Raw genomic sequence first — 21,213 nt, forward strand, 5'->3', positions numbered from 1 at the left:
AGGTGTTCACCCAAACGTTTAAAATCAGTTCAAGGTTCACACGACAAAGTCCGGCAAACCTACCCCTTCGAATAGCCAATGCCAGCACGACCAAGTTTTGGGAAAAAAACTTTGGTTGTAACGTGGGGTCGCAAGATTATAGGGAAGTCGCCCCTAAAGGTCGAACCTTTTTGTAGTTTTTGTCACACTTTATGGTCACTCTGCGTTCAAACTGCGGTTCACGGCATATGCGACAAGCGTAAATACTCTTCACTTTGCATTTCTTGCAGACGCGACAGACAGCGCTGGAATTCAAAGCGCAATCTCTCCCCCTGGTAAATCTCGAACAGCGGAACCTGCGCTGAAACCACCAATTTGACGTGACGCTCGTAAAACTCGTCCACCAACGCAATGAACCGCCGCGCTTCATTTTCGTTACGGGTGTTCATCACGGGCACATTAAATAGAATCACAGTGTGGAAGAGGCGTGAGAGCGCGATGTAGTCATGCTGACTGCGGGCGTCAACGCACAGCGTATTGAAATCTACCGCCAGTGTCTGATTCGCCAAACCTAACGTGGCTAACGGGCGGTGGTTGATTTCGAGCACCGGTTCCCCTTCCCTCGCCGTACCTGCTAACGCGGCATAGAGTTTTTCCATCTGCTGCGCGGTTTCGTCGTTCAACGGAGAAAGCCAGAGGTGTGCCTGAGTCAGCGTTCGCAGTCGGTAATCAATACCGGCATCGACATTCATCACTTCACAGTGCCGTTTAATGGCATCAATCGCAGGGATGAAGCGCGGGCGCTGCAAGCCGTTACGGTACAATTCATCAGGCGGAATATTAGATGTAGCCACCAGCGTGATCCCACGCGCGAACAAAGCTTGCATCAGCGTGCCAAGCAGCATGGCATCTGTAATGTCAGAGACAAAAAATTCATCGAAGCATAGAACGTCTGTTTCTGCTTTGAAACGGTCAGCAATCACTTCCAGGGGATCGGTTTGCCCCTGAAGCGCCGCCAACTCTTCATGGACTCGCAGCATAAAACGGTGGAAATGCAGCCGTAACTTGCGTTCGCCAGGTAGACTCTGAAAAAACATATCCATGAGCCAGGTTTTTCCGCGCCCTACTCCGCCCCACATATACAACCCGCGAACCGATTCCTGACTCACCGCGACATTACGTTTGCTAAAGAGTTTGCCAAAGAAACCACCATTCACAGGCTCAGTCGGCTTTTGCTGGCTCAAAGCCTGCCAGATAGCGTCCAACCGGGTTACGGCCTCACGCTGAACATCATCAGGTTGGTAGCTGCCCTCATTCAGGGCTTGTTGATAGCGCGATGCTGGGGAGAGATTTTGCATGGTATTATGGTATTTCCTTAAAAATCGGATTGCCGTTTACTTAATGCTCAAAAAGGGACGGTTGTCGAAAAAAAGGCCGTTCTACCCTAAGCGATGCTGCGTCAGGATTCCACTTCTCTTAGGTTAACGGTTATAGTGGCTACATTACCCTACGGAAACACAAGACAACGGGAGAAGTTCATGACCTGGGAATATGCGCTAATTGGGTTAGTTGTTGGCATCATCGTTGGTGCAGTTGCTATGCGTTTTGGCAACCGCAAGCTGCGTCAGCAGCAGGCAATGCAGTACGAGATTGAGAAAAACAAAGCAGAACTTGAAGAGTACCGCGAAGAGTTAGTCAGCCACTTTGCCCGCAGCGCCGAGTTGCTGGACAACATGGCACATGATTATCGCCAGCTTTATCAACACATGGCAAAAAGCTCCAGCAGCCTGCTGCCTGAAATGTCAGCCGAAGAGAATCCATTCCGCAATCGCCTTGCTGAGTCTGAAGCCAGCAACGATCAGGCACCGGTGCAGATGCCGCGTGACTACTCTGATGGCGCATCCGGTTTGCTGCGTACCGAACGCGCAAAACGCGATTAATCACAAATCCAGAATATTTTCTTGGGGTACCGCTTTCGTACCCCAATCTCTCTCCAGCACAGCTATCATTTACTTGTGTTACTTCACTCTATAACAGCATTGTTACCCGGCTGATATTTCAATAACATCGGAGTGTTATCGGGTTTTCCTTTTCCAGGTTCAGGTCACGAGAGCAAGCCATCAATGAAGAAACAAACACTGTTGTTGAGTGCCTTAGCGTTAAGCGTCGGACTGACGTTCGGTGTGACATCTCAGGTGAATGCGGCGTTGCCAGCACAAATTCCGGGTCAACCGGCTTTGCCAAGCCTTGCACCGATGCTGGAAAAAGTTTTACCTGCCGTGGTGAGTGTTCAGGTAGAAGGGACAGCGGCAGCACCTGCCCAGAAAGTCCCGGAAGAGTTTAAGAAATTCTTTGGCGATGACATGCCTCCTTCAGAAGCCCAGCCTTTTGAGGGTTTGGGTTCAGGCGTGATTATTAATGCCGAAAAAGGTTATGTGCTGACTAACAATCACGTCATCAATCATGCCGAAAAAATCAGCGTGCAGCTCAATGATGGGCGTGAATTTGATGCCAAACTGATTGGCGGCGATGACCAAAGTGATATCGCGCTGATTCAAATTCAGAACGCGAGTGGCCTGACTCAAATCGCCGTTGCCGACTCCGATAAGCTGCGCGTTGGGGATTTTGCCGTTGCGGTCGGAAACCCATTCGGCCTGGGGCAAACGGCAACGTCAGGGATTGTTTCGGCTTTAGGTCGTAGCGGTCTGAACCTGGAAGGGCTGGAAAACTTTATCCAGACCGATGCCTCTATTAACCGTGGTAATTCCGGCGGCGCATTGCTGAATTTGAACGGCGAACTTATTGGTATTAACACCGCCATCCTCGCACCAAGCGGCGGCAGCGTCGGTATCGGCTTTGCTATCCCCAGCAATATGGCGCAGACTCTGGCCAAACAGTTGATGCAATTTGGCGAGATCAAGCGTGGCTTGCTTGGTATTAAAGGCACCGAGATGAGTGCTGATATTGCCAAAGCATTCAACCTGACCACCCAACGTGGCGCATTTGTCAGCGAAGTCTTACCGCAATCGGGTTCAGCAAAAGCAGGCGTGAAAGCGGGTGATGTGATTACCAGCCTGAATGGTAAAACCATCAGTAGCTTTGCCGAATTGCGCGCAAAAATTGCCACTACTGAGCCTGGAACCGTAGTGAAACTAGGCTTGCTGCGCGACGGCAAACCACTTGAAGTGAGTGTTACGCTTGATAAGAGCACCGCATCATCTGCGAACGCCGAGCTAATTATGCCAGCCTTGCAGGGGGCGACGTTAAGCGATGGTCAGCTCAAAGATGGTACTAAAGGCGTCAAACTCGACAGCGTTGAAAAAGGTACGCCAGCCGCACAAGCGGGACTGCACAAAGACGATTTCATCATTGGTGTAAACCGCGAAAGAGTTTCAAGCATTGCGGAGATGCGTAAGGTTCTGGAAACTAAACCAGACGTTATTGCTTTGCATGTGGCTCGCGGCGAAGAAAGTATCTATCTCTTAGTACGCTAATCTGCTCAGTAATCGGACATCTCTATACGATGTCCGATTAACTCATGCTATTCTGCTCCCGGCTTATTATTAACTAATACAAATCCATGTTTCTGAAGATATTACGCTCGGTGGTGATTGGCCTGATTGTGGCTGGCATATTGTTGGTATCGTTACCTTCACTGCGCCAGAAAATCATCCCCTTAGCACCCTCGAAGTTTGACAGTGCCGATGAAACTCCGCTGAGCTACAACACTGCGGTGCGACGCGCTGCGCCTGCTGTGGTTAACGTTTACAACCGTAGTGTTGGGAACAATTCACAAAATCAGTTAGAAATTAAAACCCTCGGCTCTGGCGTCATCATGGATGAACGCGGCTACATCATTACTAACAAACACGTCATTAATGATGCCGAGCAAATCATCGTTGCTCTGCAAGATGGCCGAGTGTTTGAAGCTTTATTGGTTGGCTCAGATAGCCTGACTGATTTAGCAGTGCTGAAAATTAACGCCACCAATCTCCCTGTCATCCCTATCAATAATAAACGCATGCCACATATTGGCGATGTCGTGATGGCGATTGGTAACCCGTATAACCTCGGGCAAACTATTACTCAGGGGATTATTAGTGCTACCGGCCGTATTGGCCTTAGCCCTTCTGGCCGCCAGTCTTTCCTGCAAACGGACGCCTCGATTAATCATGGTAACTCCGGTGGTGCGCTGGTCAATTCCCTCGGCGAGCTGATGGGCATAAATACATTGTCGTTTGATAAAAGCAACGATGGCGAAACCCCTGAAGGTATCGGCTTTGCGATCCCGACTCAGCTTTCGACAAAAATTATGGATAAGCTGATCCGCGATGGACGCGTAATTCGTGGCTATATTGGTATTGGCGGCCGTGAGATTACGCCATTGCATGGCCCGGCAACGGGTATCGATCAAATTCAAGGGATCATCGTTAATGAAGTTACCCCTGATGGCCCGGCAGCAAAAGCAGGTCTTTTGGTTAATGACGTGATTATCTCCGTGAACCATAAACCGGCTATATCCGCATTGGGGACAATGGACCAGGTAGCGGAGATTCGCCCAGGCTCAGTCATTCCTGTTGAAGTGATGCGTGAAGATAAAAAGCTGACGTTGCAGGTAACGATTCAGGAATATCCAGCCACTAACTAATAAGCAGTGAATTGCAGGCAATAAAAAACCGGAATCAGTGTTCCGGTTTTTTTTCGCTTAAGCGCAGGGTTTATTTGTTAACAAACTCTTCGCCAAGGGTAATGTCTTTCTGCAGAGTATCCAGCATGCCTTCCAGCGCCTGGTGCTCAAACGCACTCAGTTTGCCGTAAGACTTGTGCTCAGCGATACCGTTTTTGCCCAGCAGCAATGGCTGAGAGAAGAAACGAGCGTGCTCGCCGTTGCCTTCTACATACGCACATTCAACCACGTTGCTTTCGCCTTGCAGCGCACGTACCAGAGACAGACCAAAACGTGCAGCAGCCTGACCCATTGACAGAGTTGCAGACCCGCCACCCGCTTTCGCTTCCACAACTTCAGTGCCCGCATTCTGGATACGTTTAGTCAGGTCAGCAACTTCTTGCTCGGTGAAGCTTACGCCTGGGATCTGAGACAGCAATGGCAGAATAGTCACGCCAGAGTGGCCACCGATGACAGGGACTTCGATCTCGGTCGGCTGTTTACCTTTCAGTTCCGCAACAAAGGTGTTGGAGCGGATGATGTCTAGCGTAGTCACGCCAAACAGTTTGTTCTTATCGTACACACCTGCTTTTTTCAGCACCTCAGCTGCGATAGCAACAGTGGTATTCACCGGGTTCGTGATGATACCGATACAGGCTTTCGGGCAAGTTTTAGCAATCTGTTGAACCAGATTTTTAACGATTCCCGCGTTGACGTTAAACAGGTCAGAGCGATCCATACCTGGCTTACGAGCGACACCGGCGGAGATAAGAACGACATCAGCACCCACCAGCGCTGGTGTAGCATCTTCACCGCAGAAACCTTTAATTTTCACATCAGTAGGGATATGACTCAGATCGACTGCAACACCTGGGGTTACCGGTGCAATATCATACAGAGAGAGTTCTGAACCTGAAGGCAGTTGGGTCTTGAGTAGAAGGGCAAGCGCCTGGCCGATTCCGCCTGCTGCGCCGAGGACTGCAACTTTCATCCTAAACTCCTTATTATGGTTAGCAAATAGGTGCCGTAACTCCATGCGGTGGCGACCATAATCCAGAGAAGGGGTAATTACAATCTTCCCGCTTAAGGTTTGCGAAGTTACGCATCCCTGAAGCGTTACTGCTGCATTTACTCACCGGGTGGAAACGACGCCTGAGCGCCCGGTCACAACCTGATGTTGTCACATCAACGGCGGTTACATTACCCCTCCCTACGCAGCAAAACAACATCATTTTGATAACATTTGATTTACTTACCTACATATTTTCGAGTCGTGACGAAGGCATGTTCCTCGATAACAAAATTTGATAAAATCCGCCTCTTTCATAACATTATTTCAGGCTGACAACCTGCCATTCATTTGCATAATAATTCATTTAAATGCATAATAATGTTATCTTTGTTGACCTTTAAATGGGTAACCTATGCGTATTTCCTCAAAACAAGAAGAATTAGTCAAAGCATTCAAAGCACTATTAAAAGAAGAGAAATTCAGTTCTCAGGGCGAGATCGTCCATGCATTGCAAAACGATGGTTTTGAAAATATTAATCAGTCCAAAGTTTCTCGCATGCTGACAAAGTTCGGCGCCGTGCGTACCCGCAACGCAAAAATGGAAATGGTGTATTGCTTACCGGCAGAGCTTGGCGTGCCAACCACTTCCAGCCCGCTAAAAAATCTGGTGTTGGATATTGATTACAATGATGCCGTGGTGGTCATTCATACCAGTCCTGGTGCTGCGCAGCTTATTGCGCGCCTGCTGGATTCTTTAGGTAAAGCGGAAGGTATTCTGGGAACCATTGCCGGGGATGACACTATCTTTACCACTCCCGCGAAAAACTTCACTGTGAAAGAATTGTATGAAGCGATCCTGGTGCTGTTTGAACAAGAACTGTAAGCGTTAATACTCCATTCCCGTTGTGAATGAACAACGGGAACAACACTTTCGTAACAATCCCCCTGCTCACATCCATTGTCAGTAACTCCCGGTTTTAACTTCTTCCTAAGCCTAAATCTTGCTTGCATCAGCTAGTTATGTGATAAACCGCACAAAAAATCAAAGTCTGGCATCTCATTGTTTTTACTTATATTTAACATTAAAACAGCAACATATACGACTTTTTAATAACTTTACGTAATATCAAGAGCCTCTATTATTGTAAAGTTTCATAGAGAATAATTAGCAGGGTATTAATTTTGTGAGTTATTAGTGTATACTTGATTTTGTGATGAGGGTCACGAAATGAAGACCCCAATAAAAGAATACGACGAGGTAAAAATCATGAACATGAAATCAACTGTAGTAGCCGCTAGCCTGCTTTCAATGCTGTCATTTGGTGCATTCGCAGCCACTTCTATCAACGCTGAACAAGCGCAGAACCTTCAGTCAATGGGTTCCGTTTCTGTAAGCCAGGTAGGTAGCGCACCAATGGATATGCACCAGATGTTGAATAAAAAAGCTGAAGAACAAGGTGCTTCTTCTTACCGTATCACCGAAGCACGTTCTGGCGATGCATGGCACGCAACTGCTGAGCTGTACAAATAACAGTCGGTAGCCATAAGAAGTTAGCCATAAATAATAGTGATATACCGTTTAAACAAAATGACGACCCCAAGAACAATAAATGCAGTTAAGCCCTTCCGGTCGTTGAAAAACTTATTCAGGAGTAGACATCATGAAAACCAAATTAACCATCGCGGCACTTAGCCTTTTCTCCGTGATCTCTTTCGGCGCTAATGCAGCCGCGCATCAGGTCACTAGCGAACAAGCTCAAAACATGCAATCCATGGGCAGTATTTCAGTAAGCCAGGTGGGTAGTGCGCCAATGGATATGCGTCATGAATTATCACAGAAAGCGACTCAGGAAGGTGCCTCTGCTTATCGCATTACCGAAGCACGTTCGGGCGATACCTGGCACGCCACCGCTGAACTGTATAAATAAACCCTCGTCGTCAAATCTGGCGACTTTGCCCCCGCTCGCGGGGGCTTTTTTATGGGTTTAAATCAGCGTTAGCCACGCACGTTAAACCGCAATTGCCCTTCCAGCTCCTCTTCCGCTTCGTCAAAAAGCAAAATCAAAGCGCCATACCGCCGCCTTTGCATTTCTGGCAGATGAACAAATTCAATCTCTACCGGGAGCGGCAAAATATCCCCAACGACGACATCCCACAAACTATCGAGATCGTGAACCTGTTTTTTCTCAAGTTGAAAAACCTGGATAAAGTGGCGATAGAATCCCGGCTGATCTTCTATCTGACTAAAATCAAAGGTGTATTTTTTCATAGATTGCCACCTAACCCATTCGCATTGTGGTGACTATAGCCCGCCAATATGCAAGGTTTTGACTTCGAGAAACTCATCCAGACCTAACACGGAACCTTCCCGACCCAGTCCGGATTCTTTCACACCACCAAACGGCCCCAACTCGGTCGAAACGGCGCATTCGTTAATACCAATCATCCCGCTTTCAATCGCTTGCGAGACGCGGAATACGCGGGCCAGATTCTGAGTATAAAAGTAGGCCGCTAAACCAAATGGCGTGTTATTCGCTCGCTCAATCACTTCCTCTTCCGTTCTGAAACTGAAGCAGGCGGCCAACGGGCCAAAGGTTTCTTCCTGCGCGAGTTTCATATCATCGTTGGCATCCACTATCACCGTTGGCTGCCAGAAGTTGCCACCCAATTCATGGATCTTCCCGCCTACCAGCACTTTTCCGCCCTTCGCCTGCGCATCTTCAACATGTTCACGGACTTTATCGACCGCAGATTTTTCAATTAATGGCCCTACAACAACGCCTTCTTCGAGACCATTACCCACTTTCAGGGCTTTAACGGCATCAGCGAGTTTGTTAACGAACTGATCGTAGACCTTTTCGTGAATAAAGAAACGGTTAACGCTAACGCAGACCTGGCCTGCATTACGGAATTTATTCGCGACAGCCCCTTTCACGGCTTCGTCAATATTAGCGTCTTCAAAGACGATATACGGCGCATTGCCGCCAAGCTCCATCGAAACCTTTTTCATTGTTTCAGCCGCATTACGCACCAGGGTTTTACCCACTGCAGTGGAACCGGTGAATGATATTTTGCGAACGTCGCGGCTGGCCATAATTGCATCGCTAATTTCTTGCGTATTCCCCGCCACAGCGTTGAGTACACCATCCGGGACACCGGCTTTCTTCGCCAGAGCCAGCAATGCAAATGCAGACAGCGGAGTGTTATTAGCAGGTTTAATCACGCCGGTACAACCCGCTGCAAGCGCCGGGCCGAGTTTGCGAGTCAGCATTGCCATTGGGAAGTTCCACGGCGTGATAGCCGCAACTACGCCGATAGGCTCCCGGGTGGCTAAAATTCGCGAGCCGGGTTTCGCCGGAGGAATAATTTCACCGTTTGCACGCTTGGCTTGCTCGGCAAACCACTGGATAAAGCTTGCGGCATACTCGACTTCGCCTTCCGCCTCTTTCAACGGTTTGCCTTGTTCTGTGGTCATTAAGCGCCCGAGCCAGGCTTTGTTCTCAATAATTAACTGGAACCACTTATAGAGAATCGTGGAACGTTCTTTGGCGGTTTTTGCACGCCATGCAGGGAAAGCTTTAGCCGCAGCGGCAATCGCTTCTTCCGCCTCTTTTTTACCGGCTTTTGCCACTTTCGCGACAACTTCGCCGGTAGCGGGGTTGAGAACATCGAAGGTTGCGCTGAGTTTGCGCCATTCACCATTGACCAGATAACCGGTGTTAAATAATTCACTGTCCTGGAGTGCCTGATTTGTCATAGTTTTCTCCTGTTATGAATTGTGCATCTGGTAAGTATAGATACAAAAAAGCCGACGCATGGCGTCGGCTCGGGTCAGGCGGCGATGAATGCGTGCTGGTATTTATGCAGCACCTCGGCTAATCGTCGTACCGGCTCGGTGACCTGTAATGGCGCCTCCCAGATACGCAATTTTTCCTGGTAGATATCTAATTCTTCCAGCAGTTGCTGGAAGTAACGCCGCCTTTTGTCGTCGCTGGATGCTGAAATTACGCGATCTGCCGTTTTGCGCAGTTGGCGATGGAAAGCAGAAAGATCGTCATTCACCGGAATCGGCGCATCGCGCAATCTCTGGTGAGCAATAATCAAGATCAGCGCTAAACGGTAGCGGTCGATATCCCCCGGAAAGGTATTAAGCAACAAGAAAAGTTGCTGATACAGTGCAGGAAGATGGTTCTCTTTACGGCGATTTTTGTTGGTAGTGAGTGCTGAAACCGCAGCCGAGACAAACTGGTTCAACAATGTACGACCGGTGCGTTCTTTCGAGTTATCGCGAATCAGCAATATCACCATCAATGCCAGGAAACAGCCCACGATTTGCCCCAACGCGCCGTCCAGGAAAGTGTTGAGGTGGAACGTCATCGGGTTATCGAGAACAATGATGTTGATTGTCCCAGCCAATGCGCCCATCGAGCCCAGACGTCGTTTCTGTACTTCAATCCCGATAAAGAAACCAAGCAAACCGAGGCTAATACACAGCAGTAGAATACTTTGTTGCGTAGAAGGAATGACAACCAGGAAGTAGAAAGCGCCTAGCGGTAATGCCGCCAGCATCCCATATAAGAAGTCGAGAGCCACCATACGCGGATTGGGTAAGCGCATCGCCAGCGATGTCACGACGGCAATCATAACCATAGCTCCGCTTCCTGATGTCCAGCCTGTCCACAACCAGAACAAGCTACCAAGCAGGCAAGAAACGGTTGTGCGCCAAAAGTTGATCATTGCGTGATGGCCTTCGGCAGACTGCACTTTGACCACCACTTCCTGGGTCAGTACTTCCTCTTCCACAACGCTTATACGCGTGTTGCCGGCCACACCGCGTTTTAGCAAAAGGTAGCGGGTGATTGCACCAGTCCAACTGCTGATAGTAACGGGAGTATTTTTCTCACCGGCGTAGAAAATGAATTTGCGGATAACCTTCATCTTCTTATGGACATCAGCAGCGGTTTCCACGGGCGCCTCAAACAGCGTACGGAACTCTGGTGTGACGAATTCCGGCCGCGTGTTTTGAATCAGATAGGTTTCGCAAGCCTGCGTGATGAGCGTAAGCGAAATGGTATTGATTGCCTTCAGACGGCGGTTCGCCCGGCCCCAACGAGAAGATTCAATATTGAGATTGGTACGCATCCCCTCGAGAGCCGTGGTGCGGCGTACAAGCCCTGCCCACGCTTTATCAACCACCTCTTTATCGCCGTGAGCAATACACAGCTGCATCAGCCGATATTGGTCCACCAGCAAATTATCTAACTCGCGATCAATTTCTTGTTTGATGGAACGTGGAGAAAAGAGCAAGTCAGCAAGAATCGCGCAAACAATACCAATCACGATTTCACTGCAGCGCTCAACCGCAAACTGCGGTGTCAAAAGGGGATGGGCCTGAATTGTGACGATAATAATCAGCGCCGTGTAGCCGGAAAGCCCCCACGCGTAAGAATTCTCGACTTTAACCAGTGAGGAAATCCAGGTACAAAAACCAGCCCAGATACAACACACCAGCAGCATCACTACCGGTGCACGAATCAGTAAGGTGATAATAAACAGAGCAGCAAAACAACCGATAAAGGTGCCGACAATACGCAGCATCCCGCGGTAGCGAATTGCGCCGGAATAGGGTTCACCGCCTGCGGCAAACGCCGGGCCTGCCGCAACGATAGCTGCTGTCAGCACCGCCCAGCGCGGGGTTTCAAGCTGGAAATGAAACCCGACAAACATTGCCAATACGATGGCAAAGGCCAGCTTGATGGCAAAGCGCAGATGTAACCGCGAGATAAAATACATATCAACCTATGCTTAGCCGAACTCACGCAGACGATGCATGAATTTGATGAATACCGAGTCGTGGTCGGTATCACGGTCTTTATCTCCAGTCACTACGACCGTTGCCGTTGTCCCGGCGGGATAAAGGTTAGCTTCTTGCTCATCAAGATGGATTCGCACCGGCACACGTTGCGCCAGACGCACCCATTCCAGGTTGGAATCAACAGTCGCCATACCTTTACTGTCTCTGGTGCTACTGGCATTCGTCACCCCGGCAGAAAGGCTATCGACCGTTCCACGTAATACACGATTGCTGCCAAGCGGTGTAATTTGCACCCGGTATCCTGGGCGAATACCGTCAAGCTTGGTTTCTTCCATGTAGGCAAGAATGTAGAAAGAGCCACGTTTGACCAGCGCCACAGCGGTTGAGCCACGGGTAATAAACTCTCCGGTATACACATTCAGGTTAGTTACCCAACCTTCTGCTGGTGCGCGAATGATGGTACGTTGCAAGTCCAGTTCGGCTAAATCACGGGTTGCTTCAGCTTTGGCTAACTGATGTAAAACCGTCTGAAGCACATTGTTGGACTGTTCGATTTCTTCACGCGACATCGCCTGCGTGCCTAATGAATTACGACGCCCGGCTTCACGGCGCTTCTCGCCAGCTAAAACCTGGTAGTAGGAAACATCGGCTTGGGCTTGTTCTAAAGCTTTCTGATAACGAGGCTGATCGATAGTGAAGAGAATCTGATCTTTCTTCACCAGTTGGTTGTCGTGGACCTTAACATCGGTAATTAAGCCAGAGACATCGGGTGCAATCGCGACAACGTCTGCGGTAAAGCGGGCGTCACGCGTCCACGGTGATTCGGTATAAAACACCCAGGCGCGGTAGATAGCGATGAAAGCCAGTAGCACCAGAATTAGTGTGATGGCAGTGCGGATCATTTTTGTTGTAAGTGCTTTCACATCAACCTCAAACAAACAGGCGCGAGATCAGATAAAACAGGCAGCAATAAAGCGCTGTGTTAAATAATGCCGGGTGCCAGACAAAATCATAAATTCCCGTCGGAGTCAGCAGACGGCGAACCAACCAGAACAACGCCAGCGATAAAATCAGCTCGAAGAATATCGGCGGAAAAGAAAGACCGAATATCACGATAACGGGAAATAGACTCATGTTAACCTTGCAGAAAATACAGAAGACACAAACCCTGGGACAGCCAGGAATGCTGAGCTAACGAATGATACGGGTCGTGTTGTTAATAATATATTACCGCAATAGTTAGCCCGTTATCTATAATCTGTGATCTAAATCACTTTTCACTCAGAGTGAACAATGGAAAGACTTAAGCGCATGTCGGTTTTCGCCAAAGTTGTCGAACTTGGCTCTTTTACCGCCGCGGCCAGGCAGCTAGAAATGAGCGTGTCGTCCATCAGCCAAACGGTTTCAAAACTCGAAGACGAGTTGCAAGTTAAGTTGCTAAACCGCAGCACACGCAGCATTGGGCTAACCGAGGCCGGTAAAATATACTTTCTTGGCTGCCGTAAAATGCTGCATGAAGCGCAAGCAGTACATGAGCAGCTTTATGCATTCAACAACACGCCCATCGGCACGCTACGTATCGGCAGTTCTTCAACTATGGCACAAAATGTCCTCGCGTCCATGACCGCTGACATGCTCAAAGAATACCCGGAATTGACGGTAAACCTGGTGACGGGTATCCCAGCGCCGGACCTGATTGCCGATGGTCTGGACGTGGTTATTCGTGTCGGTGCTTTGCAGGATTCAAGCCTGTTCTCCACACGCCTCGGATCGATGCCGATGGTAATTTGTGCCGCGAAAAGTTATCTGCAACAAAACGGCACGCCAGAAAAGCCCGCCGATCTTGCCAGCCATTCCTGGCTTGAATACAGCATTCGCCCGCACAATGAATTCGAGTTGATCGCGCCCGAAGGGCTTACCACGAAGATGATCCCGCAAGGGCGATTCGTCACCAACGATCCCATGACGTTAAGCCGCTGGTTAAAAATAGGTGCCGGGATCGCTTACGTTCCGCTGATGTGGGTGATCGATGAGATCAATGAAGGGACGCTTGAGATCTTAATGCCGAGCTATCAATCCGATCCTCGTCCGGTGTACGCACTGTATACCGAAAAAGATAAGCTGCCTCTGAAAGTACAGGTTTGTATTAACTACCTGACCGAGTATTTCGTGAAGGTTTCGCATCTTTATCAAGGCGTACGTGACAGCAAAGGGCGCGGTAAAGACGTGGGGTAAAATGGGCAGTATTGAAAATAAAACAGCCGGGATTAACCCGGCTGTTTATGACTATCGAAAGTAGAGTATTACGCTGTGCCGCCAACCGTCAGGTTATCGACTTTAAGCGTTGGCTGGCCGACACCGACAGGCAAACTCTGCCCTTCTTTGCCGCACACACCGACGCCGTTATCCAGTGCCAGGTCATTACCGACCATCGAAATCTGCTGCATGGTTTCGATGCCGGAGCCAATCAGCGTTGCACCTTTAACTGGCGTTGTGACTTTGCCATTTTCAATGAGATACGCTTCGGATGTTGAGAACACAAACTTACCGGATGTGATATCAACCTGCCCGCCACCAAAGTTCGGGGCATAAATACCGTATTCCACGGATTCAATGATCTCTTGCGGCGTCGACTTACCTGCCAGCATGTAGGTGTTAGTCATGCGCGGCATTGGCAAGTGCGCATAAGATTCGCGACGGCCATTCCCCGTTGGCGCAACACCCATCAGGCGAGCATTGAGTTTGTCCTGCATGTAGCCTTTCAGCACGCCGTTTTCAATCAACACATTGTATTGACCCGGAACGCCTTCGTCGTCAATGGCGACTGAACCACGGCGGTTTGCCATGGTGCCATCATCAACAACGGTACACAGTTCAGAAGCAACCAACTGGCCCATCTGACCGCTGAATACGGAAGTCCCGCGACGGTTAAAATCACCTTCTAAACCGTGGCCTACCGCCTCATGCAGCAGAACGCCAGGCCAACCTGCGCCAAGTACCACCGGGAACATGCCCGCTGGAGCTGCAACGGCAGAAAGAGTCACCAGCGCCATGCGCACAGCTTCTTTCGCCCAGGCATCAGCGCGAACTTCGCCATCAATGGTTTCAAGGAAAAACTCATAACCGAAACGACCACCGCCGCCGCTAGAACCGCGCTCGCGTTTGCCATTATCTTCAACCTGAACACTGACAGAAAGTCGTACCAAAGGGCGAACATCTGCCGCCAGAGTACCGTCAGTTGCCGCCACCAGAATCAATTCATAGACGCCAGTCAGGCTGGCCGTGACTTCCTGAACGCGTTTATCTGCCGCACGAGCCACGCTATCAACACGTTTCAGGATGTCGAGCTTCTCTTCACGCGTCATGCTTTGCAGCGGATCTGCACTGGTATAAAGCGCGCTATGTTGCACCGCACCTAAAGTCTGGACACGACCATTCCCTTTTTCCTGCACAATGCTTCGTGCAGCATGAGCACTCTGTTCAAGCGCTAAAAGACTGACCTGGTCGGCATAAGCAAAACCGGTTTTCTCACCGCTAACGGCACGCACGCCAACACCTTGATCGATGTTATAAGAGCCATCTTTAATGATGCGGTCTTCCAGCACCCAGGATTCGTGATAACTGGACTGGAAATAGAGATCGCCATAGTCGAGACGACGCTCGGACAATTGTCCCAAAATGGAAAAAAGATCTTGATGGGTTAAGCCATTCGCAGACAGCAACTGCTCACTTACCAGGTTCAGACTCATCGTTTCGCTACTCTTATTTGTCTATCGATTGGAGATATCTATTGAGCTTGCGGCAATTAGCCGTCCGCGTCAAATCACTTAGCGTCGTTAACCCTTGGCTGGCGAAGCACTTCATTGATTTGCGGTTGGTCTACTGGACCGGTGATGTGGTAGCGCAGCACGGAGATTTTGCTCCACAGCGGCCCCAACACTTTACTGGCAGCAAACACAGCAGCCCCGATAATTGGGTTAACCACAAAGGCAGTCGCAACGCCGACAGTCGCGGAAATTTCCGGTGCCACAACCGCTTCGACATCAAGACGGCGTCGAACCAAATCCACAGAACCTTTCAAGCCGATATCCGCTTCCAGGCCATCCACCAGCGTATCGTCGCTGTGTAACTGACCGTCTTTAATCCACGCCGTGCTGCGAATCGAGTCGAAGTAGAAGCCATCTCCGAAAGTATCGCTGAAGTCAAAACGCAGTTTGCGCATCAACGCATCGACACTGACCAGACGCAATAATTGCCCGGCATGCCCCGTGCCGAGGTCTGCAATCTGACCCTTGCCTAATTTGGCGTGCAGGATACCGTTTAATGTCGCCACATCAGGCTGCCAGGGTTTATCTCGCCAGTGCAAATCATAATCTACGTCGAACGACGAACCTTGAATCGGTGTTTTAACGCCGAAGAAGTTAGTCGCTGCATCCAGTTTGCCGCCATGAAGTTTACCTTTTATAGAGGTACGTTCTTCAGCCGGGCTATTAACCCATTGCCCGGTGCCGGTTAGCCTCGCAAATCCGGTGTCCACTAAACCATTATCTAATTCCAGGGTGTTTCCTTTGAACGCAAAGTCAGCTTCCATGCGTCCAAATTTTTGCCCCATTAGCCAGCATTCAGCGCAACGCAGTTGCACATCAGGCCAGGACCGGAAATCAATTGAACCACGTTCATCAAGGAGTGGATGACTGGCTGATTTCGTGGAGCCGCTATTCCAGTCAGGGTTGAAATAGAGATACTTGATGGCTGCCCGCCACGGTGCATTATCTTGCATCGTCAGAGAGCCATTCACTTCACGGCCTTGTGCTTCAACACGTGTGCCACCCGGTATTGCATGGGAAACCAGACTCAGGTTGTTCCACTGCTGGCCGCCAAGCGTCAAAGATGGGGTTCGCAAGGTGACATTCGTCGGGAATGACGCTGAATTACCGACGCTATCAGCAGCTCCCTGGCTAAACAGCGCCAGCCACTGCGCACCGTTCATTGCAGGGAGATCAAGTTCCAGCCCCGAGTTCTCAGGCAAAGGCGGAGTGGTCTGGCTATTTGAAGCCCATATAGCCCGATCAAGCGTTAGCTTCTTACTAAGCAACCAACGGCTGGAAAAATGATTTTTTGCACCAGCACTACCGGTCAGATTAAAGCTATTCAGGTCGCCTTTTACCGCGACTTTCAACGGCTGAGGCTGACCCGCGGCTTTATCGACAGGTGCAGGTAAGTGACTACTTACATTTTTCAGATCCGCATCGACATTGACCTGATAAGTTGTCTGACCACGGTAAGGGAGTTTTATCGCAACATCACCTTTCCATGGAATGTTACCGCTCAACTCTTTATTGATAGGCTCAGGCAAAATGCCCATTTTTGTTGGCTGCCAGTCGCCCAGCAAATTAACACCAATCAGGTAATCCTTATCACCAGTTTTGGTATTAAAATCAATGGTTACAGGCTGATTAAACCACGTCGCTTTCAGCGGTTCGCTGTTCAAATCGCCATTCACAAAGCTGAACTTACCCGTCAGATTGCTCAAGGTGCTGGATAGCGGTTTTATCAACAAAGTATTGTTGTTGAGCTGAACATCGCCTTTTGCCGTTGTCATGGTGCCATCAAGCGGAATATCCAGATGTAAGCGAGCATTCACATCGCCTCCAATCTGGAGTTCATCAAGAGCGGCTGATAACGAATCTTTAAGAGGCGTGTCTTTGAAGTACGGGCCAACCGCACTCCCTGGGCCGCTGATATCAGAATCAATCAACAGCTTTTCTTTAGAGTAATCCGGAATAATCGCCGTAAGGTTACGCCCGGTCACGCCGCCCAGTTTCACTTCATCAGATTTCATCCACAGACCGTCGTTAATGAAATCGAGAGTGATATTCAGATTTTCTAATGCAGGCCAGTCCGGCTGGAAGGCAAACTTTGCATTACGCAGTGGAACGTAGACTTCAAACTGGCCTTCGTTGTGCAGGTAAGGGAAAAGATGCGGGTTGCCGCCGTAGACCAGCGTCGCATTATCCGCCTCGCCACCCTGAATCGCGCCGCTGAGGTAATCCACCAGCTCTTTGCCCATCAGGTTCTCAGGGAAGTAACGCCAGGCATCTGCGCCATTATGCGTGCTGATTCCAGCCAGAATGCCTAACCAAGGATCGCCATCCTTCGGCTGGTAATAACGGAAATCTCCCGCAGCCCAAACCGAGCGTGCTTTAACATCAAGGTTTTTACCATCAAGCTGAAAACCTTCGACATTTTTCTGCCATTCAAGGGTTGCGACACCACGTTCAATTTCCAGCGGTGCGCGGAACACACCTTCATAGGGCATTTTGGCATCCAGAACCTGCGCATTCAGTTGCCCGTGACCAACGCTTCCTGTAATCGAGCCGGAGAAATGCTCAACGCCCGGTAACATCTTCCATTGATTCCAACTGACCTCTTTCCAGCGCCCTTGCATACGCGTGTTTTCGGTTTGCTGGAGAGGAATATCAACCGCAAGCACGTCTATATGTCCGCGCGGTTTCAGAGTGGTCCAAATCTCGCCCAGGTCTGGTGAAATTTTCTCAGCGATAGGCAGCAATCCGGTGAAACTTTCCAGTTCCATGTTTGTTGCACGAAGGCGCAATTCGTCACTGCGAGTGCTTTCTTTCCCACCGACATTTTGTGGAGCAATCCACGCCAGGGCGAGCGAGCCTTTTGGCCAGGTTTTACCATCAAGCGTGATATTGGTGGAGGGAACAGCAAGGTTCCAACCCGCGTCAGAACGATTAACGTGGGCCATTAAATTATCAACAGACAACTGATGCGAAGTGCTTTTCCCCGCCCAACTTGCGCCGCCTTGTTTCAGCCAGACGTTGCCCCCGGAAATGTCTCCATCTTTGATATCCATCCAGGCTTCAAGAGTGAATTCAGCGGTTTGCAAATCGACATTATCTTTCATCCAGCGGCCAAGCCACGGTTTCACGTCGACGTTATCAGCCTGCAACCAGACCTTGCCAATATTCAGCAAACCGTTTTCGTCACGCAAATCCATGCGCACTTTTGCCAGGCCATGTTGACCGGTAAAGCTAGACAAGCTCACAAGCCCTTCTGCGCGGTGGCGATTTTTTGTGTTAAGCCAGGTGAGTTGTGGGATAGCGAGTTCGGCGCGTTGGCCGGAAAGGGTCAAGAAACTCAGCGAGCTGTCACGCAGATCAAAGTGATCGAACTGGCGTAAAAAGAGATCGCTGATTTGGCCTGGTTCGAATTTACTGTCGCTTTTGTTTTGGCTCAGCGGCGTGTTGGTGCGCAGCTGCAATTGATAAAAAGTGAGATCGCGAAATTGCCAACGCGCATGCAGCAGGCTTTGCCAGAGATCGAGCGCTAACGTGACGCGTTTTACGCTCATTTCGCCGCCGTCTTTCAGGCCCGCTTTGATATCGCGCACATCGAGCGTTGGGCCGTAATTCTCCCAGCTTGCTTTTATCTGGCTGGCATCGACAGGCGTGCCTGTCATGGCTTCGATTTTATCGAGTAGCGCTGGCCGCCAGGCATCGAGATGCGGCAAAACCAGCCGCAGACCACTCACCAGCAGTGCGACGATAACGATAAGCGTAGCGCCAGTGAATAGCAAAATGCCGGGCAGTCGCCTCACGTATATCTCCTTATCTACCGCCGGGGCGGAACTCAAAACTGCACTATCCGTGCAGCGAGTTACATCATAACAACGTCGAACTGCTCCTGATTATAGAGCGGCTCGATCTGCACTTTGACTTGTTTACCGACAAAAATTTCCACTTCTGCCAGCGAATGGGACTCTTCGCTTTTCAGCGCTTCCCCTACCGCAGGTGATGCATAAACCAGGAAACGATCGGAATCATAAGCATGATGCACACGCACGATTTCACGCATAATTTCATAGCAGACTGTCTCGACCGTTTTCACGGTGCCGCGCCCATGGCAGGTTGGACAGTCATTGCAAAGCACATGTTCAACGCTTTCACGAGTGCGTTTGCGCGTCATTTCAACCAGACCAAGCTGTGAGAAACCATTAATACTGGTTTTGACCCGGTCTTTACTCAGCGCCTGTTCGAGCGAATGCAGCACACGTCGGCGATGGTCTTCATTACTCATATCAATGAAATCAATAATGATAATGCCGCCCAGATTACGCAAACGTAACTGGCGGGCAATCGCCTGAGTCGCTTCGATGTTGGTGTTGAAAATAGTATCGTCAAGATTACGATGGCCGACAAAAGCGCCGGTGTTGATATCAACGGTGGTCATCGCTTCCGTTTGATCAATCACTAAATAGCCGCCAGATTTCAGCTCGACCTTACGTTCCAGCGCGCGCTGAATTTCGTTCTCAACGTCAAACAAGTCAAAAATAGGCTGACGACCGCTGTAGTGTTCGATTTTTTCGTGCATTTCCGGCATGTATTCTGCGGTGAATTCCAGCAACATGTCGTAAGTCAGACGGGAGTCGACGCGAATACGGTCGAGTGCCGCATCGGCAAAATCACGCAGCACACGCTGTGCCAGCGCCAATTCACCGTAAAGCTGGCAGCGGGTTTTGTTACGCTTTTTGCGCTCGCTGACTTTAGTCCAGACACGCTTGAGATAGGCTGCATCTGACGCTAAATCGTCTTCACAAACGCCTTCAGCCGCGGTACGAATAATGAATCCGCCTTGTTCGTCGCAATAGGCATTAACGACGCGCTTCAGGCGCTCACGTTCGGCTTCACTTTCAATACGCTGAGAAACCCCCACGTGTGACGCGCCCGGCATAAAGACCAAATAGCGGGATGGCAGCGTGATGTCAGTTGTCAGACGCGCGCCTTTGGTGCCCAGCGGGTCTTTCACCACTTGCACCATTAAATCCTGGCCCTGACGAACTAATTCTGAGATGTCACGTACTGTGAAGTTTTTTCGCTCTTCACCTGCCACACATTCGGTATGCGGCATGATGTCAGAAGCGTGGAGAAACGCTGCCTTATCAAGGCCAATATCTACAAATGCCGCCTGCATCCCCGGAAGCACCCGGCTAACACGACCTTTGTAGATATTCCCTACGATCCCGCGACGAGCTTCGCGTTCAATATGAATCTCTTGCAGTATTCCACCATCAATGTAAGCCACCCGAGTTTCCGATGGGGTCACGTTGACTAATAATTCAGCCGTCATGTTTTCCTCGTCCATCACGCAATGCGTGAAAATTACTCAGCAATTCATAGGTTTCAACTAGCGGTAAGCCGACTACTGCATGATAGCTGCCATTAATCTTCCTGACAAAACAGCCACCAAGCCCTTGAATACCGTATGCACCTGCTTTATCCATAGGTTCACCGCTGGCAACGTAACCGGCGATATCTTGTTCTGATAATGCACGAAATGTCACTTCAGTCGTCACCAGACAATCCAGCAACGATTCACTATCTGCCAGCGCTACAGCCGTCATGACTTGATGCTGGTTGCCGGACAACATTCGCAGCATTGCAACTGCATCTTGTTCATCTTTAGGCTTTTCCAGCACGTTGCCGTTGTAGATAACAATAGTATCTGCACCCAAAACCGGTAAATCACGGGGTGCAAGCGCCACGCCCGCACGCGCTTTATCACGCGCCAGGCGTACAACATATTGTTGCGCGCTTTCATGATTAAGTCGTTGTTCTTCAACATCGGTAATAATGCGCTCAAATGAGACGCCCAACTGCGTCAGAAGCTCCTGACGACGTGGGGAACCCGATGCAAGATACAAAGATGTCATGTTAA

At 49.8% G+C, this 21,213-nt stretch carries 18 protein-coding genes; 7 read left to right on the forward strand and 11 right to left on the reverse strand.

Features of this window, described 5'->3' with window-relative positions:
• Positions 1 to 218: 218 nt before the first annotated feature.
• Positions 219 to 1,337, reverse strand: coding sequence for a cell division protein ZapE (gene zapE / locus M2371_RS13665; RefSeq protein ID WP_259267949.1), 1,119 nt, complete (start codon positions 1,335 to 1,337; stop codon positions 219 to 221).
• 180 nt (positions 1,338 to 1,517) lie between these two features.
• Between zapE and zapG the strand changes: the two genes are divergently transcribed.
• From zapG to degS, 3 genes are all read left to right on the forward strand, one after another.
• Positions 1,518 to 1,919 (forward strand): Z-ring associated protein ZapG, encoded by a 402-nt coding sequence (gene zapG, locus M2371_RS13670; protein WP_034498884.1) that lies wholly within the window; start codon positions 1,518 to 1,520, stop codon positions 1,917 to 1,919.
• A gap of 183 nt (positions 1,920 to 2,102) precedes the next feature.
• Positions 2,103 to 3,473: a serine endoprotease DegQ gene (gene degQ, locus M2371_RS13675; protein ID WP_034498885.1), complete on the forward strand. Its 1,371-nt coding sequence runs from the start codon at positions 2,103 to 2,105 to the stop codon at positions 3,471 to 3,473.
• Positions 3,474 to 3,559: 86 nt separating this feature from the next.
• Positions 3,560 to 4,627, forward strand: a complete 1,068-nt coding sequence (degS, locus tag M2371_RS13680) for an outer membrane-stress sensor serine endopeptidase DegS (RefSeq protein ID WP_034498886.1) — start codon at positions 3,560 to 3,562, stop codon at positions 4,625 to 4,627.
• 70 nt (positions 4,628 to 4,697) lie between these two features.
• Here degS and mdh read toward each other — a convergent pair whose 3' ends face one another.
• Positions 4,698 to 5,636 (reverse strand): malate dehydrogenase, encoded by a 939-nt coding sequence (gene mdh, locus M2371_RS13685; protein ID WP_034498887.1) that lies wholly within the window; start codon positions 5,634 to 5,636, stop codon positions 4,698 to 4,700.
• Between the two features lie 433 nt (positions 5,637 to 6,069).
• Between mdh and argR the strand changes: the two genes are divergently transcribed.
• From argR to yhcN (M2371_RS13700), 3 genes are all read left to right on the forward strand, one after another.
• A complete protein-coding gene (gene argR, locus M2371_RS13690) occupies positions 6,070 to 6,540 on the forward strand; it encodes a transcriptional regulator ArgR (protein WP_034498888.1) in 471 nt (156 codons plus the stop codon).
• Between the two features lie 384 nt (positions 6,541 to 6,924).
• Positions 6,925 to 7,188, forward strand: a complete 264-nt coding sequence (yhcN, locus tag M2371_RS13695; protein ID WP_034498968.1) for a peroxide/acid stress response protein YhcN — start codon at positions 6,925 to 6,927, stop codon at positions 7,186 to 7,188.
• A 130-nt stretch (positions 7,189 to 7,318) separates the two neighbouring features.
• Positions 7,319 to 7,585, forward strand: coding sequence for a peroxide/acid stress response protein YhcN (gene yhcN / locus M2371_RS13700; protein ID WP_172893101.1), 267 nt, complete (start codon positions 7,319 to 7,321; stop codon positions 7,583 to 7,585).
• Between the two features lie 68 nt (positions 7,586 to 7,653).
• Here the strand turns inward: yhcN (M2371_RS13700) and M2371_RS13705 are convergent, their stop codons facing one another.
• From M2371_RS13705 to aaeX, 5 genes are all read right to left on the reverse strand, one after another.
• Complete coding sequence (locus tag M2371_RS13705; protein ID WP_034498890.1) at positions 7,654 to 7,926, reverse strand: hypothetical protein; 273 nt, start codon at positions 7,924 to 7,926, stop codon at positions 7,654 to 7,656.
• 33 nt (positions 7,927 to 7,959) lie between these two features.
• A complete protein-coding gene (locus M2371_RS13710; protein ID WP_259267950.1) occupies positions 7,960 to 9,414 on the reverse strand; it encodes an NAD-dependent succinate-semialdehyde dehydrogenase in 1,455 nt (484 codons plus the stop codon).
• Positions 9,415 to 9,488: 74 nt separating this feature from the next.
• Positions 9,489 to 11,450 carry a p-hydroxybenzoic acid efflux pump subunit AaeB gene (gene aaeB / locus M2371_RS13715; protein WP_259267951.1) on the reverse strand — a complete coding sequence of 654 codons (1,962 nt, stop codon included), beginning with the start codon at positions 11,448 to 11,450 and terminating at the stop codon, positions 9,489 to 9,491.
• 12 nt (positions 11,451 to 11,462) lie between these two features.
• Complete coding sequence (aaeA, locus tag M2371_RS13720) at positions 11,463 to 12,374, reverse strand: p-hydroxybenzoic acid efflux pump subunit AaeA (protein ID WP_404979392.1); 912 nt, start codon at positions 12,372 to 12,374, stop codon at positions 11,463 to 11,465.
• A 28-nt stretch (positions 12,375 to 12,402) separates the two neighbouring features.
• The gene (gene aaeX / locus M2371_RS13725) at positions 12,403 to 12,606 is read right to left on the reverse strand and encodes a p-hydroxybenzoic acid efflux pump operon protein AaeX (RefSeq protein ID WP_034498893.1); all 204 of its coding nucleotides are present in this window, start codon (positions 12,604 to 12,606) and stop codon (positions 12,403 to 12,405) included.
• Between the two features lie 159 nt (positions 12,607 to 12,765).
• Here aaeX and aaeR point away from each other — a divergent pair, with 159 nt between their 5' ends.
• Positions 12,766 to 13,707 carry an HTH-type transcriptional activator AaeR gene (aaeR, locus tag M2371_RS13730; protein WP_172893097.1) on the forward strand — a complete coding sequence of 314 codons (942 nt, stop codon included), beginning with the start codon at positions 12,766 to 12,768 and terminating at the stop codon, positions 13,705 to 13,707.
• Positions 13,708 to 13,775: 68 nt separating this feature from the next.
• Here aaeR and tldD read toward each other — a convergent pair whose 3' ends face one another.
• The 4 genes from tldD to M2371_RS13750 form a co-directional block, all read right to left on the reverse strand.
• Positions 13,776 to 15,221: a metalloprotease TldD gene (tldD, locus tag M2371_RS13735; RefSeq protein WP_034498895.1), complete on the reverse strand. Its 1,446-nt coding sequence runs from the start codon at positions 15,219 to 15,221 to the stop codon at positions 13,776 to 13,778.
• Between the two features lie 74 nt (positions 15,222 to 15,295).
• Complete coding sequence (gene yhdP, locus M2371_RS13740) at positions 15,296 to 19,096, reverse strand: AsmA2 domain-containing protein YhdP (protein ID WP_259267952.1); 3,801 nt, start codon at positions 19,094 to 19,096, stop codon at positions 15,296 to 15,298.
• A 59-nt stretch (positions 19,097 to 19,155) separates the two neighbouring features.
• Positions 19,156 to 20,625, reverse strand: a complete 1,470-nt coding sequence (rng, locus tag M2371_RS13745; protein WP_034498898.1) for a ribonuclease G — start codon at positions 20,623 to 20,625, stop codon at positions 19,156 to 19,158.
• The gene (locus tag M2371_RS13750; RefSeq protein WP_172893094.1) at positions 20,615 to 21,208 is read right to left on the reverse strand and encodes a nucleoside triphosphate pyrophosphatase; all 594 of its coding nucleotides are present in this window, start codon (positions 21,206 to 21,208) and stop codon (positions 20,615 to 20,617) included. Before M2371_RS13750 ends, rng begins: the two co-directional genes overlap by 11 nt.
• Positions 21,209 to 21,213: the final 5 nt, after the last annotated feature.

Origin of the sequence: Buttiauxella sp. BIGb0471 (assembly GCF_024807715.1) — a bacterium.
Taxonomy (GTDB): domain Bacteria; phylum Pseudomonadota; class Gammaproteobacteria; order Enterobacterales; family Enterobacteriaceae; genus Buttiauxella; species Buttiauxella agrestis.

Excerpts from the sequence above, each read along its gene's own strand:
- zapG (WP_034498884.1), top strand. The coding sequence starts at position 1,518 with ATGACCTGGGAATATGCGCTAATTGGGTTAGTTGTTGGCATCATCGTT.
- rng (WP_034498898.1), bottom strand. The coding sequence starts at position 20,625 with ATGACGGCTGAATTATTAGTCAACGTGACCCCATCGGAAACTCGGGTG.
- degQ (WP_034498885.1), top strand. The coding sequence starts at position 2,103 with ATGAAGAAACAAACACTGTTGTTGAGTGCCTTAGCGTTAAGCGTCGGA.
- M2371_RS13705 (WP_034498890.1), bottom strand. The coding sequence starts at position 7,926 with ATGAAAAAATACACCTTTGATTTTAGTCAGATAGAAGATCAGCCGGGA.
- tldD (WP_034498895.1), bottom strand. The coding sequence starts at position 15,221 with ATGAGTCTGAACCTGGTAAGTGAGCAGTTGCTGTCTGCGAATGGCTTA.
- argR (WP_034498888.1), top strand. The coding sequence starts at position 6,070 with ATGCGTATTTCCTCAAAACAAGAAGAATTAGTCAAAGCATTCAAAGCA.
- M2371_RS13710 (WP_259267950.1), bottom strand. The coding sequence starts at position 9,414 with ATGACAAATCAGGCACTCCAGGACAGTGAATTATTTAACACCGGTTAT.
- yhcN (WP_034498968.1), top strand. The coding sequence starts at position 6,925 with ATGAACATGAAATCAACTGTAGTAGCCGCTAGCCTGCTTTCAATGCTG.
- yhcN (WP_172893101.1), top strand. The coding sequence starts at position 7,319 with ATGAAAACCAAATTAACCATCGCGGCACTTAGCCTTTTCTCCGTGATC.
- aaeA (WP_404979392.1), bottom strand. The coding sequence starts at position 12,374 with ATGATCCGCACTGCCATCACACTAATTCTGGTGCTACTGGCTTTCATC.
- aaeX (WP_034498893.1), bottom strand. The coding sequence starts at position 12,606 with ATGAGTCTATTTCCCGTTATCGTGATATTCGGTCTTTCTTTTCCGCCG.
- degS (WP_034498886.1), top strand. The coding sequence starts at position 3,560 with ATGTTTCTGAAGATATTACGCTCGGTGGTGATTGGCCTGATTGTGGCT.
- aaeB (WP_259267951.1), bottom strand. The coding sequence starts at position 11,450 with ATGTATTTTATCTCGCGGTTACATCTGCGCTTTGCCATCAAGCTGGCC.
- zapE (WP_259267949.1), bottom strand. The coding sequence starts at position 1,337 with ATGCAAAATCTCTCCCCAGCATCGCGCTATCAACAAGCCCTGAATGAG.
- aaeR (WP_172893097.1), top strand. The coding sequence starts at position 12,766 with ATGGAAAGACTTAAGCGCATGTCGGTTTTCGCCAAAGTTGTCGAACTT.
- mdh (WP_034498887.1), bottom strand. The coding sequence starts at position 5,636 with ATGAAAGTTGCAGTCCTCGGCGCAGCAGGCGGAATCGGCCAGGCGCTT.
- M2371_RS13750 (WP_172893094.1), bottom strand. The coding sequence starts at position 21,208 with ATGACATCTTTGTATCTTGCATCGGGTTCCCCACGTCGTCAGGAGCTT.